Genomic DNA, 14,037 nt, shown 5'->3' on the forward strand with positions numbered 1-14,037 from the left:
AGGGTCAGCGGCGGGTGATGACGCTGGTGCAGGCCTTGGCGCCAGCCGGCTTCACAACCGCCTTGAAGCGGTCCTTGCCCTTGGTGTTCTTGCGCCACTTGTTGACGTCGATCTCCCCGTCACGGTCCGCCGTGTAGACCTTGGAGTGGACGAGCTTGCCGTCGTGACGGAGCTTGATGCGCCACTTGCTGCCCGGACGGGCGTCGTCGACGTCGATGTCGACCTCGAAGCCGGCGCGGTTGCCCTTGCGCTCCTTGTCGACCTCGAAGTCGACCTCGGCGCCGTGGCAGCGGAGCTCACGGTCCGCGGCGACGGCCGGGGTCGCGGAGAGTGCCACGATGGGCGTGGCGAGGAGCGCGGTGGCGCCCAGGGTGGCTGCAGCCTTGCGAATGTTCAGCATGAGAAGTCCTCTCGTCGGGTGAACCTGTGGTGTCCCTCCCCAGCGGGTGGGGCGTGACCCAAAGCATGGGCCGCGGCCATGAGCCCAGAGTGAGACGTGCATGAAAGGACTCTTAGGTTCCTCGGACCAACTCGGTCCATGTGCTCGGGTCGCCACCGACGACCAAGGGCCCGTCAGAAGTCTGACGGGCCCTTGGCTCGAGCGGAGATTCAGTACTGCGTGATCAAGGCTTGTAGACCCGGACCCAGTCCACCGTGGCCGTGTCCTTGATGTTGCCGTCGACGCCGTCGAAGAGGTCGGGCAACTCCCAGTCGGAGGTGAGCATCGAGAGGATCAGGTACTCCGGCGCCTTGGAGACGTCCTTCTTGATCCTCAGGAACTCCCGGCCGTCGATGCGGAAGATGTACTGCGAGGCGTTCCACTCGACCGAGTACACGTGGTACTCCTCGTACAGCTCAGCCTTGCCGTCGCGCATCAGACCCGTCTCGGGCACCTGGGCTCCGGTCTTGATGACCGTGCCCGCGGCGTTCGGGGCGTGGATGAACGCGGCGACGCCGTTCTCCTTGTACATACCGCGACCGAAGTACTCGAAGACGTCGATCTCGGTGCCGTACTGCGGCTGGCCGTTCACCTCGGGGTTGACGGGCTTAGCCCAGAACGCCGAGTGCATGCCCTTGGTCTTCTGGACCTTCACCCGTGCGGCAGCGAAGCCGTAGGTGAAGTCGTAGAGGCCTTCGGTGCCGATCTGGGTGTTGAGCATGTACGGCATGGGGACCTTCTTGCCGTCCACGTTGGCCATGCAGGTCTGGCCTGCACGGGCGGGGTCCTTCTTGACTCCCATCCGCAGGACGCCGTTGGCGACCGAGAAGGTGTCCCTGCTGGGCTGGGCGCATCCGCGGAGACCGGTGCCGAGCGGGCGGTGCAGGTGCTTCCACTTCTTGGGGTCGAGGGCGTTGCCGTCGAAGGTGTCCTCGAAGTCGACGTTGCCGGCCCAACCCCTGGTGGCGGCCGAGTTCGTCGTCATGGCGGGGGCGTCACTCTGGGTGACGGCGGTGGCACGGTAGCTGTCCCGGGTACCCGCGACCTGGAAGACGGCGTGGCCGGAGTCATCCTGGGGCTTGGTGGAGACGGTGACCCAGGAACCGTTCACCGACTTCTCGAGGTTGACCAGACGTCCGGGGCGAGCGGGGGTGAACTTCGCGGAGACCACAGCACCCTCGGTGGGAGCGGAGGCGCTGGCGCCCGCAGACGCGATCGGCGGCAGGGCGACCATGGAGGCCGACTGGTTGGTCACCTTGACGTCAACGGCCGCTGACTCGGCGCGGTCGATCACCCGGGTGGAGTTGCCGTACTTGCCGGTGGCGATGCGGAACGCCGGAGCCACGACCCGCAGTTTTGCGCTCGAGCTGAGCTTGACGCCGGACACCGTGAAGGTGCCGTCCGCGCGGGAGGTGCCCTTGGCGATGACTTCCTGGGTCTTCCCGACGATCCGTTCGATGTGCACGGTGCGGACACGGGCGGAGAAGACCGCGCCGGAGACGGTGAACGCGGTGTTGGGCAACTGTGCGTTGGCGACCTTGTCCAGCCGGGCCCAACGCACCTCCGTGGTGGGGGCGCTCGGGACAGGCGCGGGTGCGGCCGTCGTGGTCACCTTCACCCTGACGGAGCGGGAGACCGAGCGGAGCAGGATCTTGCGCCGGTTCTTCGGGCCGATCACCTTGCGTGACGCCACGACGCGGATCCTGGAGGTCTTGGCGCGCTTCACGTTGGTGAAGACGAACCTGCCGGTGCGCTTGGTCTTGGCGCGCTTGATGGTGACGTACTTGTTGCCCTTCTTCACCTGCAGGGCGACGCGGCGTACGCGCTTGGTGCTGACCTTGCCGCGCACCTTGAAGGCCACGTTCGCCTTCTGGGTCCCGAGCTTGGAGATCTTGACGGTGGCGCTGACCTTCTTGGCAGGCGCGGCCTGTGCGGTCACGGCAGGCAGGGTCGCGAGCGACACTGCCATCGCAGCCACGGCGGCGACGGCCCAGGAGCGCGAACGCAGCCGGGATGAGGGGGACGGGTTCTTCACGGGAGGCTCCTGGAAGGGGTGACTGGAGACGCAGTGCCGAGAAGCGCCCGGAACGGGCGTTCACGTTGTCCCCTGTCTTCCGCGACCTTCCGCGACCAGATGCGCCACACGTGCGTCAGGGGGTGTACCCAGAATAGGGTAAGGACCGCCCTGTCTACCTAATTTTGAGCAAAAGAAGGCCGACGGGTGTTTTATCACACCGGCAGAGTCTTGCCAGACACCACCCCGCGCACTCACTCTGCGGCACCGTGGCGCGCAACACGGGTCAGCCCCGGGCCCTGTCCCCCTCGTTCTCCTCCCAGGAGACCGCCACGGTCTCGAATCCCTTGTGGCGCTGCATCCGGGCGTAGGCGGTGTACGCGCGACGATCCGCCTCGGTGAGCTCGACGTTGTCGGTGAAGGGGGTGAGCAGGGCGCGAGGCCACAGGCGGCGAGCCAGCACGACGTTGATCTCCATCGCCAGCACCGCCATCACTGCGCCGATCCACAGGAAGCCGATGAGCCCGAGGACGAGACCGAAGGTCTGGGTCATCGCGCTGGTGCCGACGAGCACGTTGTTCACGTACGACGCACCGAGCAGCTGCAGCCCCTGCCACATGAAGGCGAGGGTGAACCCGCCCGGAGCAGCCCGCACGAAGGAGTGTTGCCCGGTGGCCGAGAACCGGAAGAGCAGGGTCAGGAAGGAGCCGATCACCACCATGGTGAGGGCGGGGACGACGTAGCGGACCACCCCCGGCACCGAGTCGGCGAGCAGGTCAGTGGTGCTGACCACGGTCGAGACCACCGACACCGTGAGCAGCGACAGTCCCGCCGTGACGAGCAGGACGACGGTCTTGACGCGTGCGTACACCGGGTTGGGGCGCGAGTTGCGGGGCACCGACCAAGCGGTGTGTTGGGTGTTCTGCAGGGCCTGCCCGAGCCCTTGGCAGCCGAAGAGGGCGACGAGGGAACCGATCACGACACCGGAGATCGATCCCTGGAGCCCGTCGGGACGCCCCAGCTCGTCCCCGATGATCGGGAACTGTGCCAGCGCGGAGTCGAGGATCGACTCCTGCCATTGCGGCTGCCCCTGGAGCACCAGTCCGAGGATCGAGGTGCCGAGCAGCATGAGCGGGAAGATCGCGATGAACGCGTAGTAGGTCAGCGCCGCCGCCAGGTAGGGACCTTGGTCGTCGAAGTACTTGTAGACCACCGCCAAGGGAAACCCGATGACGGCATGCCGCCGTTGAAAGCCGTCCACCGACGAAATTGCGCCCACGCTCGGAGGGTACCGGGCGTGGGCGCAAGAACAGGTCAGGGACGGGTCAGGCGATCGTGAGCTTGACCTCGATGTTGCCGCGGGTCGCGTTGGAGTAGGGACACACCTGGTGCGCCTTCTCGACGGCCTTCTCGGCGTCCTCGCGCGACATCTTCGGGAGAGTCACCTCGAGCTCGACGGCAAGGGCGAACCCACCCTCGCCGTTGTCACCGATCGAGACGTCGGCCACGACCTCGGACTCCGAGGTGTCACCACCGGACTTCTTGGCCACGGACTTGAGGGCGGAGTGGAAGCAGGCGGCGTATCCCGCAGCGAAGAGCTGCTCGGGGTTCGTGGCTCCGCCCGGCCCGCCCATCGCCTCGGGGGTCCGTACGTCGGCCACGAGCAGGCCGTCCGTGGTCTCGACGTGGCCGTTGCGGCCCTCACCGGTGGAGACAGCAGTAGCAGTGTAGAGAGGTGTCATACCGCTCGACTGTAAACGCACGTCCCAACCGGCCAATCGCCGATCGTCAGCCCTCGATGGCCGTGAGGGCTCCGGACCGGTCACGCCGCCAGTGCTGGCCCGCGTTGTCGCGGAAGGTCACCTCGACCGCGACGTCGACAGGCTGTCGGGCCTGCCCATCGCGCCAGCGCAACCAACTCTCCCGACTGTCGGCGGTGAGGGCGACCCGTGCGGCTTCGTCACCGGTGGGGGGAAGGGTGCGGATCCATCCCACACAGGTGGGACGGCGACGACGACCGAGCGCCACGAACGCGCGTACTTCGTGGACAGGACTCGACGAGTGATTCGCGACCATCACCTGAGGTGACTCAGCCGCTGCCCAGGCCTCCACCTCGGGGGCTCGCTCCGCAGTCCGGGTCGCACTGCGCGACGCCTTGGCCGAGCCGACGACGAGCCATGCTCCAGCAGCCGCAGCAGCGACCAACATGGCGACGAGAAGGTAGATCACGGAGACTCCCGAGAGGAAGAGGACAGACGCTCGATCAGCGTGTGCCCCGTATGCGGCATCTTCAAACCCCTGCGACGAGAACTTTTCTGCGGGGATGTGCACCCGCGACCGTTCCCCTCCGCCGGGTACGGTGGCTGGCGTGACTGTGGAGACCGCCATCCTCTCCGACCTGACGTTGTGGATGCGTGGCACCGGCCTCGAGATTCTGCTGCTCGTGACGGGTTCCATGCTCCTGGCGCGCGCCGTCAGTTGGGGTGCCCGGGCGTGGACCACTCGCATCGAGCACCGCGAGCCCGACACCGACAACCTGGTGCGCTCCGAAGAGGCGAAACGCAACCATGCGCTCATCCAGCTGCTGAGCTGGATCGCCGTGGTGGGGATCTACGTCGTCGCGGTCCTGTACATCGTCCAGATCCTGGGTGGCTCACTGAGCGCGATCATCCCCGCCGCCACCGTCGCGGGCGTCGCCCTCGGGTTCGGGGCGCAACGGATCGTGCAGGACCTCCTGGCCGGCTTCTTCCTCTTCGCTGAACGCCAGTACGGCTACGGCGACCTGATCCGGCTCGAGGTGCTGGGTGTCGGCACCGCGGTGATCGGCACGGTGGAGGAGGTCAGCCTCCGCACCACCACGGTCCGCACCCCGGCCGGCGAGGTGGTCATCACGCCGAACGGTCAGATCGTGCAGACCACCAACCTGTCGCGCGGTTGGGCCCGAGCCGTCATCGACGTCCCGATCCCGGTGACCGTGGACGTCAACCACGTCAACGACGTGCTGCGCGACGTCGGGGAGGCGGCGTACGCGGACGAGACGCTGCGCGCCCTCCTGCTCGACATGCCGGCCGTGATGGGCGTGGAGTCGATCGAGGTCGACCAGTTCAAGGTGCGGGTCGTGGCTCGCACGCTGCCGGGCAAGCAGTTCGTGGTCGGACGTACGCTGCGCGCCATGATCACCCGCGCCCTGCTGGCCGAGGGCATCAGGACCTCGGCCCAACTGTCCACCGGCGAACCGACCGGGACGCCATGAGTCGGCGCCCCAAGTGGCCCTCCTGGGCCCCCCGTCCCTCCACCGTGGTCCTGACCGTCATCTTCATCGCGGCGCTGGTGACCTACAGCCTGGTCCGTCCCCCGGAGCCGGACCCCGGCCCCGGCGAGACGCCGCGGCGGAGTGAACCGGCTGACCCTGCCCCCACCGAGCCCGACCTCACTCCCGAGCCCAGCCCCCGCCCCTCACCCACAGCGACCCCCCGGACCGGGGACCCCAGTCCCACCGCCTCTCCGGGTGAGCCTTCGGAGAGCGGGTCACCGAGCCGTGCGCCGGAGCGCACCGACTCCCCCTCCCCCTCGCCGACTCCGACCGAGGACGACCCGGAGCCGGGGGCACCGGAGCCCACCGGGTCCCCCACCCCTGAGGGCGCCAACTAGGGCCGCAATGCCTTGCTGAGGACGGCAAGAGTGCTGTCGACGAGGCGGTAGAACGCCCATCGTCCACGCTGCTCCCGGGCGACGAGTCCGGCATCGACGAGCACCTTCATGTGGTGCGAGACCGTCGGCTGGGCGAGCCCGACGGCCTCGGTGAGGTCACAGATGCACGCTTCCCGTTCCCTCCCGGCGGAGATGAGCGAGAGCAGTCGGACCCTGGTGGGGTCCCCCAACGCCTTGAACACGTGCGCCAGGTGCTCAGCCTCTTCCACCTGCAACTCACCGCCGGCGACGGTCGAGCAGCAGGTCGTCTCGTGAAGGACGGGCAAGGCGGGTCGCGGAGACATGCCCTCATCCTGCCAGACATATTGACAATCGTCGATGCATCGACAAGTCTCGATGTGTTGACCCACCCCGACCACCCGAGGAGTTTCGCCATGGACAGCACCAAGAGCCCGGACCATCTGCGCGAGGAAGTGCGCGCCCGCTACGCCGAGGCAGCCAGCGCGGTCGGTCGCGGCGCGACCAACACCGAGCTCAACGACGCCCTGCAGGTCGTCGACGACGTCAGCACGTCCAGTTGCTGCAGCGGCGACGTCACGGTCGACGAGTCGTTCGGCGCCGCCCTCTACGCCCACGACGACCAGGAGTCACTCCCCGCGGACGCCGTCGCGGCCTCGCTGGGGTGCGGCAACCCGACCGCCGTCGCGGACCTCCGTGAGGGCGAGCGCGTCCTGGACCTGGGCTCCGGGGGCGGGATCGACGTGCTGCTCTCCGCGCGCCGGGTCGGGGAGAGCGGCTTCGCGTACGGCGTCGACATGACCGACGAGATGCTCGACCTGGCCCGGGCCAATGCAGCGAAGGCGGGGGCGAGCAACGTCGAGTTCCTCAAGGGCACCATCGAGGACGTCCCCCTGCCGGATGCGTCGATCGACGTCGTGATCTCCAACTGCGTCATCAACCTCTCCGTCGACAAGCCCCGGGTGATCGCCGAGATGTACCGGGTGCTGACCCCCGGCGGCCGGATCGGCATCTCCGACGTCGTCGCCGAGGACCACCTCTCGCCCGCGGACCGAGCTGAGCGCGGCTCGTACGTCGGCTGCATCGCCGGCGCCCTCTCCCGCAGCGAGTACCTCGACGGACTCAGCGAGGCCGGGTTCGTCGAGGCCGAGGTCGAGTTCACCCACGAGGCGGCGCCGGGGATGCACGGCGCGATCGTGCGGGCCACCAAACCGATCACGTCGTGAACAACTGAGTACCTGGACCGATACGACAACCCGGCCGCGGGGCGCAGAGTTGAGCCCTGACGGAGGGCATCACCGCCACAGAACACGACGGTTGACTCTCTGACACTCACCTCCACCACGAGCAGAGGACAACACTGTGCCCACCCCCGAAGAACACCCGTCCGCCGCGAGCGACCACCCTTCACGGACCCGCTGGCTGGTTGCAGGCACCACGGCCCTGGTCGTCGGCGCGCTCGTCGTCGGAGGCTTCTGGGTCACCCGTGACGGCCCCTCCGACCCGAACGAGGCCCAGGCGTCGGCGCAGGAGCGCGGCCGGGCGGTGCTGACGGATGCGAGTTGGGTCCTGTCCGACTTCGAGGACGACCCGGAGTACGGCGGCGAGCTGGAGTACAACAGCGAGGACGGAGAGCTCGCCGTCCACTGGCGCCTCGCGGAGGACTACGACGACTACGTGGCCGACCGTCAGGACATCGGGCCGGCCGCCACGCTCGATGTCCTGGGCAAGGAGTCGCTGATGTGGGCCTACGACGACGAGGACCACACCGTCATTCGCCCGGTCGAGGGCGGCTTCACCCTCGAGATTCGTGTGATGGGCCTGCCGCGCGCGGCCTTCGTCGACCTCCTCTCCCAGCTCCGACTGGTGAGTCGTGCCGAGTTCGAGGCCCAGCTCCCCGAGCACGCCGTCCTGCCGTCGGAACGACCCGAGGCGATCGCTGAGATCCTCTCCGATGTCCCGGCCCCCGTCGGGTTCGACGCCTCCTCCGTCACTACCAGCGAACTGATGCGCCTGCGCGTGATCGACGACGTCACGGTCGCGGTCACCTGCGCCTGGGTGGAGGAGTACGCCGGTGCTGTCGCAGCCGGCGACGAGGCCCGCGTGACGAAGGCCCGGGAGGCCGCAGGGACCGCACACTCCTGGTCCGCGTTGGAGGAGACCGAGGACGATGGCGGCGCCAACCTAGTGTGGGAGTACACCGACCAGATCGCTGACGGTGTCTCCGGCCAGGAACTGCAGCGCATGGTGGAGGAAGCACCGGATGCGCTGGGCTGCGCCTGAACCTGAGCGCGGCGCCGCGCCCGCCATGTTCGCCACCTGAGCAGACAGATGCACGACGAAGACCCCCGCCGAGGCGGGGGTCTTCGTCGTTGTCCAAGAGGGCTGTGTCGCAGATGGTGCTGGTGGAGCTGCGGGGAATCGAACCCCGGTCCTCGAGCGCCGATCCAGGTCTTCTACGGGTGTAGTCAGTGAGTCGCTTTTCTCGGCCCCGGTGCTCGCACAGACACGTCACCGACGGGCTCAGTCAGGAAAAAGTCCCGTCCACCCCTCCTGACGATGAGTGAACAGCAAGTCCTCTAGATGAGGCCTGGGTCCGGGACGAGGACAGATGCCCGGTCAGACCCTTCGATCACTGCTCAGGCAGCGAGAGCGAAGTCGTTGCGATTGTTGTCGGCAACTATGGTTTTCCAGCGATCGTTAACGAGATAACGCTGGCTTCTCGACCCGCTTCCCCTGGAACTAACGTCCCAAGTCGAAACCGATCAGCCCCTCTTGAGTTTTCAAATCGAACTGACTCGCAGTCTACCCGCCACAACCGACGGACCACGACTGGTTATTCCAGCCCCGGCCCCGCCGACGGCGTCGAGAAGTGTGTGGGCGCCTCAGCGCAGCTTCATGGCTCCGGAGAGGTCGGCCTCGAAGGGCAGCGCAGCGTGCTCGGCGACCTTCTCGTCGAGGAGCTTGGCAACGTCCTCGGGCCAGGGTGAGGTCTTGCGCGTCTCGAGGTCGACGTGGAGGCAGATCTCCTCCATCACGAAGCTCACGCGCTGGTGGGTCTCGTCGAGCAGGTAGACCAGCACGTGCGCGGCGCGGTCGGAGCGGCCGACGAGACGTACGCGCACCGACAGCCGGTCGCCCGTACGCAGCTCGTGCGGGTAGGACATGTGGTGCTCAGCGGTGAAGACCGCCTGGCCCGCGATGTTGGGCCACTGGATCGGGATGCCGAGGTCGACGAGTGACTCGTCGAGACCCTCGCTCGCGATGCCGACGTAGTGCCGGATGTTCAGGTGTCCGTTGATGTCTTCGAAGCCCTGGGGCACGACCTGCTCGCAGAAGGCAGGAAGCGCGGAGAGCTGCTCATAAGTAGGTGCGACCACCTCGGCATTCTCACACGCCCGGACGGGTCGTCAGCCACCGCGTCCGAAGAGTCGGACACCGTTGTCCCAGCAGACCGCACGCAACCAGTGGTCACCGAGCGCGAGCGCCTCCAAGGAGTCGAGTTGGTGCACGTAGGGGTAGGGGATGTTGGGGAAGTCGGAGCCCAGGAGCACCTTCTCCCCGAGCGCCTCCAGCCGCGGCAACAGGTCGGGAGGGAAGGCGCCACCCATCTCGGTGAAGAAGTCGGTGAAGGCCATCGTGGTGTCCAGGTGGACCCGCTCGTAGGTCTCGGCCATCTCGAGGAACTCGCGGTACTCCGGCGCTCCCATGTGGGCCATCACCAGCGTCAGCCGCGGATGGCGACGCAGCAGCTCCGCGACCGGACCGGGCCCGGTGTGCTCGGTCGGGATCGGGCCACTGCCGGCGTGCAGCACCACCGGCGTACCGGCCTCGGCCACGACCCCCCAGGCCTCGTACAGCAGTGGGTCGGTGACGTGGAACGCGCCGACCTGCACGTGCACCTTGAACAGCTCCAGGCCCTCGTCGATGCGCCGGCCCACGTACGCCGCGGCTCCCGGCTCGGGGAAGAAGGTGCCGCAGCGCAGCGCCTCGGGCGTACGGGCGGCAAACTCAGCTGCCCAGTCGTTGAGGAACTCCGCCATCGCCGGCTTGTGCGCGTAGGGCAGGGCACTGAAGTGGCGTACGCCGAAGTCACGCAGCACCTGGGCGAGCGCGGTGTCAGTGTCGCGGTAGCGCAACGGCCAGGGCCGCCCGATCAGGGGGCCGGCGGAGTCGAACTGGGCGCGGACCTTCTCCATCACCCGCGGCGGCAGGAAGTGGGTGTGGACGTCGAAGAGACCCGGCAGCCCGAGTCGCTCGGTCCAGGCCGCCACCGCCGCGGCGTCAGGGTGCGTTTCGGGGCCGATCAACGGATCAGTCCTTGTAACCCTTCAGGCGACGCTGGACCGCCTGCACCTTCTCCCGATCGGCCTGCTTCGCGGCCAAGGTGTGGCGCTTGTCGTACGACTTCTTGCCCTTGGCCAACGCGAGCTCGACCTTGGCCCGACCGTCCTTGAAGTACAGCGACAACGGCACGAGCGTGTAGCCCTGGTCGGACAACTTGCGCTCAATCTTGTCGATCTCGTGCCGGTTGAGCAGCAACTTGCGCTTGCGTCGCGACGCGTGATTGGTCCAGGTGCCCTGCGAGTACTCAGGGATGTGGACCTGGAGCAGCCAGGCCTCGCCGTTGTCGATCTCGGCGAAACCGTCGACCAGGGAGGCGCGCCCCTGCCTCAGCGACTTCACCTCGGTGCCGACCAGCACGATGCCAGCTTCCCAGGTGGTCTCGATGTGGTAGTCGTGCCGCGCCTTCTTGTTCTGGGCGATCAGCTTGGTGCCCTGCTCCTTGGCCATCTGCCCATCCTCTCAACAGGGGGCAACTGATTTGCCGCAGGGTCACAACCACTTGCGCGGGTCGACCGTCCGGCCGTTGACGAGCACCGAGAAGTGCAGGTGGCAGCCGGTCGACCAGCCGGTGCTGCCGACGTACCCGATGACCTGCCCACGCTGGACCCTGGCACCGACCCCGACGGTGTAGCTGGTCGCGTGGTTGTAGACGCTGGCCACACCGACGCGCGAAAGGATCCCGTGGTCGAGCACCAGGCGGTTGCCGTAGACGGAGCTGAAGTACTTCGAGACGATCGTCCCGCTGGCGGTCGCGTAGAGCGGGCTGCCGCAGTCTGCGGCCCAGTCCTGGCCGTCGTGCATGCCCCAGTAGCCGTAGATCGGGTGCTCACGGAAACCGTACGGAGAGCTCAGCCGCGCACCCCGGACTGGCCACGACAGCACCCCTGCCGACCTGCCGGCGCTCCTGCTGGCCTGCTGCCTCGCCGCCCGACGACGCAGCATCGTGGCGATCTTGTCCTCCTCGGCCTTGAGCTTGCCGAGCTCACGCTGATCAGCTGCCTTGGCCCGCGCCGCGGACGCACTCGCCGAGGCCCGCTGACTGACCAGCTCCGAGACGGCGGCCTTGGCCGAGGTCGCCTCCTGCTCGAGGCGCTCCATGGCGTCGAGGTGGTCGGCAGCGGCCTGGCGCTTCACCGCCACCTCGTCCTTGGCCTGCTCCACCTGGGTCTCGTTGACGTCCAGGATCACCTTCGAGGCCAGCAGCTCCTGGTACGAGTTCGCCTCACGATCGACGATGGCGTCACGCATCTCGCTCTGCCGGGTCAGGTCGGCTGGCGACTGGGCATCCATCAACGAGGCGAACGCGATCAACGCGGGGTCACCCTGCTGGTAGTAGTCAGTGATCGTCGCAGCGACCTGGGTGCGCTGCACCACCATCTTCGCCCGACCCTCACGCAGTGCCTTGCGGGCTGCGCGGAGCTCCGTCCTGGCTCGGTCGAGCTCTGCCTGCATCTCAACGTCACGCCGCTCGGCGACGGAGACCTTCGCCTCCGCGGCCGCGAGGGCGACCTGGGCGCCGGCGAGCTGGCGCTGCGCGGCGTTCAGTCGGGCATTCGCGCGGGCCATCGCCTCGCTCGACGAGTGCAGGTCGCTCTGGGCGGAGCGGATGTCCTTCTTGACGCGGTTGCGCTTGTCCTTCAGGTCGTCAGCACCAGCCGTCGGGACACCGAAGACGGTGGCCACGAGGGCAGCGGCGACGACAGCAGAAGCCGCGCGTCGACGCGTTGAACGGGGGAAGGGGCGCACAGCGCACAGCTTTCTTGTGTTCCGGGGAAGTGAACGCCTCGACCGTAACTCGGCCACGTCAGACTTTGAGGTATTTCCGGGTCAACACGAGTGTCGGCAGGATCGTCAGCAGCGGACCGAGCAACGCGACGCACAGCACTGCTACGCCGTACTCCTCCATGCCGATCCACGGCATGAACTTCAACGCGTCACCGGCGCGCTCGTGGATCCCGAAGTACATGAAGCCCCCCAACGCACCCGCAGCCAGGGTGACTCCGACCAGAGCGGTGACGAGCGCCTCGAGCAGGAAGGGCAGGGCGATGTACAACGTGGAGGCGCCCACGAGCCGCATGATGCCGATCTCCTTGCGCCGGGCGAAGGCAGCAAGTCGGATCGTGTTGCCGACCAGCAGCAGGGCAGCAATGACCAGGAATCCGGCGGTGGCAAGCGCTCCCCACTGCAGCGCGTTGATCGACCCGTAGATCGGTTTGAGCGTCTGGCGCATGTCCCGGATCCCGGAGACACCGTCGAGCCCGGTGACGGCGGAGGTGATGCCCTTGTACTCGTCCGGATCCTCCAGCTCGATCCAGATCGACTCCGGCATGTCCTCTGCGGTGGCCGCCGGGTTGGGGCCCTCGAAGCGCTCCGCACCGACGAGCTCCTTGACCTTCTCGAAGGCCTCCTCACGCGACTCGAGGTGGTGCCCGGAGACCTCGGGGTTCTCCTCGACGACCGCGATGACCGCGTCGCGCTGGGCATCGGTGACCTCACCGGTGCAGGCGGCGTTCGAGTCGTCGGCCTTGCACAGCCACACCGTGATCTGGAGCTGGTTGCCCCAGTGGTCGGCCGCCTTGTTGGCCTGCTGGTTGAGCAGCACTCCCATCCCCACCAGGGTCAGGGAGACGAAGAGGGTCAGGACCACGGCCAGGTGCATCGACAGGTTGCGGCGCAGTCCTTGGCCGAGTTCGGAGAAGACGTATCGCAACTGCATGGGAAGAAAGTGCCTCTCGATTGCCGCTGTGTCGAGCGGACGAACGTGGGGTCGGGGGGTGGGTGCTCAGCCGAGCCGTGGGGGTCTGGGGCCCGGGACCCAGGCCTGGGTCTCAGGCCTGGGTCTCAGGCCTGGGAGCCGTAGACGCCCTGGGCCTGGTCACGGACCGCACGTCCGTGTTCGAGCTCGATGACGCGCTTGCGCATCTGGTCGACGATGCCGGCGTCGTGGGTGGCCATCAGGACGGTCGTGCCGGTGCGGTTGATCCGGTCGAGCAGCTTCATGATGCCGACCGACGTCGTGGGGTCGAGGTTGCCGGTGGGCTCGTCGGCGATCAGGATCTGGGGCCGGTTGACGAAGGCGCGCGCCACCGCCACGCGCTGCTGCTCGCCGCCGGAGAGTTCGTCGGGCATGCGGTCGCCCTTGCCGTCCAGACCGACCAGCTCCAGGGTCTCGGGCACCAACGTCTTGATGTCCGCGCGCGAGCGACCGATCACCTGCAGCGCGAAGGCCACGTTCTCGGTGACCGTCTTGTTGGGCAGCAGACGGAAGTCCTGGAAGACCGCGCCGATCTCACGTCGCAGCCGGGGCACCTTCCAGTTGGCGAGCCGGTTGATCTCCTTGCCGGCCACGTAGACACGACCGGACGTGGGGCGGTACTCACGGGTCACCAGACGGAGGAACGTCGACTTGCCCGAACCCGAGGAACCGACGAGGAACACGAACTCCCCCTTGTCGATGTCGACCGAAACCTGGTCGAGCGCGGGTTGGGGGTGGCCGGGGTAGGCCTTGGTGACCTTCTCGAAGCGAATCACGTTGATCGACATTAGCCGAGCAACGAAACGCCTCGGG

16 protein-coding genes and 1 other RNA gene are annotated in these 14,037 nt (G+C 67.5%); 4 read left to right on the forward strand and 13 right to left on the reverse strand.

Features of this window, described 5'->3' with window-relative positions:
- Positions 1–4 precede the first annotated feature (4 nt).
- The 5 genes from DNK52_RS02620 to DNK52_RS02645 form a co-directional block, all read right to left on the reverse strand.
- Positions 5–400: a hypothetical protein gene (locus tag DNK52_RS02620; protein ID WP_110239230.1), complete on the reverse strand. Its 396-nt coding sequence runs from the start codon at positions 398–400 to the stop codon at positions 5–7.
- A gap of 223 nt (positions 401–623) precedes the next feature.
- On the reverse strand, positions 624–2,474 hold the full coding sequence (locus DNK52_RS15945) for a glycoside hydrolase family 16 protein (RefSeq protein WP_162598563.1): 1,851 nt from the start codon (positions 2,472–2,474) through the stop codon (positions 624–626).
- 265 nt (positions 2,475–2,739) lie between these two features.
- The gene (locus tag DNK52_RS02635; RefSeq protein ID WP_239455338.1) at positions 2,740–3,732 is read right to left on the reverse strand and encodes a YihY/virulence factor BrkB family protein; all 993 of its coding nucleotides are present in this window, start codon (positions 3,730–3,732) and stop codon (positions 2,740–2,742) included.
- 46 nt (positions 3,733–3,778) lie between these two features.
- On the reverse strand, positions 3,779–4,195 hold the full coding sequence (locus DNK52_RS02640; RefSeq protein WP_110239236.1) for an organic hydroperoxide resistance protein: 417 nt from the start codon (positions 4,193–4,195) through the stop codon (positions 3,779–3,781).
- Between the two features lie 46 nt (positions 4,196–4,241).
- On the reverse strand, positions 4,242–4,682 hold the full coding sequence (locus DNK52_RS02645) for a hypothetical protein (protein WP_110239238.1): 441 nt from the start codon (positions 4,680–4,682) through the stop codon (positions 4,242–4,244).
- A 139-nt stretch (positions 4,683–4,821) separates the two neighbouring features.
- Between DNK52_RS02645 and DNK52_RS02650 the strand changes: the two genes are divergently transcribed.
- On the forward strand, positions 4,822–5,706 hold the full coding sequence (locus DNK52_RS02650) for a mechanosensitive ion channel family protein (RefSeq protein ID WP_239455339.1): 885 nt from the start codon (positions 4,822–4,824) through the stop codon (positions 5,704–5,706).
- Positions 5,703–6,104, forward strand: a complete 402-nt coding sequence (locus DNK52_RS02655) for an Rv3103c transmembrane domain-containing protein (protein ID WP_110239242.1) — start codon at positions 5,703–5,705, stop codon at positions 6,102–6,104. The genes DNK52_RS02650 and DNK52_RS02655 overlap by 4 nt, the downstream gene beginning before the upstream one ends.
- On the opposite strand, the gene DNK52_RS02660 is transcribed toward DNK52_RS02655, so the two are convergent.
- Complete coding sequence (locus tag DNK52_RS02660; protein ID WP_110239244.1) at positions 6,101–6,448, reverse strand: ArsR/SmtB family transcription factor; 348 nt, start codon at positions 6,446–6,448, stop codon at positions 6,101–6,103. The two genes, DNK52_RS02655 and DNK52_RS02660, sit on opposite strands and share 4 nt — an antisense overlap.
- Positions 6,449–6,538: 90 nt before the next feature.
- Here DNK52_RS02660 and arsM point away from each other — a divergent pair, with 90 nt between their 5' ends.
- Positions 6,539–7,348 carry an arsenite methyltransferase gene (gene arsM / locus DNK52_RS02665; RefSeq protein WP_110239245.1) on the forward strand — a complete coding sequence of 270 codons (810 nt, stop codon included), beginning with the start codon at positions 6,539–6,541 and terminating at the stop codon, positions 7,346–7,348.
- Positions 7,349–7,484: 136 nt separating this feature from the next.
- On the forward strand, positions 7,485–8,405 hold the full coding sequence (locus DNK52_RS02670; protein ID WP_110239247.1) for a hypothetical protein: 921 nt from the start codon (positions 7,485–7,487) through the stop codon (positions 8,403–8,405).
- A gap of 120 nt (positions 8,406–8,525) precedes the next feature.
- Here the strand turns inward: DNK52_RS02670 and ssrA are convergent.
- From ssrA to ftsE, 7 genes are all read right to left on the reverse strand, one after another.
- Positions 8,526–8,895, reverse strand: a transfer-messenger RNA (tmRNA) gene (ssrA, locus tag DNK52_RS02675).
- A 112-nt stretch (positions 8,896–9,007) separates the two neighbouring features.
- The gene (locus DNK52_RS02680) at positions 9,008–9,502 is read right to left on the reverse strand and encodes a thioesterase family protein (RefSeq protein ID WP_110239249.1); all 495 of its coding nucleotides are present in this window, start codon (positions 9,500–9,502) and stop codon (positions 9,008–9,010) included.
- Positions 9,503–9,532: 30 nt separating this feature from the next.
- A complete protein-coding gene (locus DNK52_RS02685; protein WP_239455340.1) occupies positions 9,533–10,432 on the reverse strand; it encodes an amidohydrolase family protein in 900 nt (299 codons plus the stop codon).
- A gap of 4 nt (positions 10,433–10,436) precedes the next feature.
- A complete protein-coding gene (smpB, locus tag DNK52_RS02690; protein ID WP_110239251.1) occupies positions 10,437–10,916 on the reverse strand; it encodes an SsrA-binding protein SmpB in 480 nt (159 codons plus the stop codon).
- A 42-nt stretch (positions 10,917–10,958) separates the two neighbouring features.
- Entirely contained in the window at positions 10,959–12,215 is a 1,257-nt protein-coding gene (locus DNK52_RS02695; RefSeq protein ID WP_162598564.1) for a peptidoglycan DD-metalloendopeptidase family protein, read from the reverse strand.
- A 58-nt stretch (positions 12,216–12,273) separates the two neighbouring features.
- Entirely contained in the window at positions 12,274–13,185 is a 912-nt protein-coding gene (ftsX, locus tag DNK52_RS02700) for a permease-like cell division protein FtsX (RefSeq protein WP_110239255.1), read from the reverse strand.
- A gap of 125 nt (positions 13,186–13,310) precedes the next feature.
- A complete protein-coding gene (ftsE, locus tag DNK52_RS02705) occupies positions 13,311–14,000 on the reverse strand; it encodes a cell division ATP-binding protein FtsE (RefSeq protein WP_110239936.1) in 690 nt (229 codons plus the stop codon).
- Between the last annotated feature and the right edge of the window lie 37 nt (positions 14,001–14,037).

This window comes from Nocardioides gilvus (assembly GCF_003194605.1).
Lineage (GTDB): Bacteria > Actinomycetota > Actinomycetes > Propionibacteriales > Nocardioidaceae > Nocardioides > Nocardioides gilvus.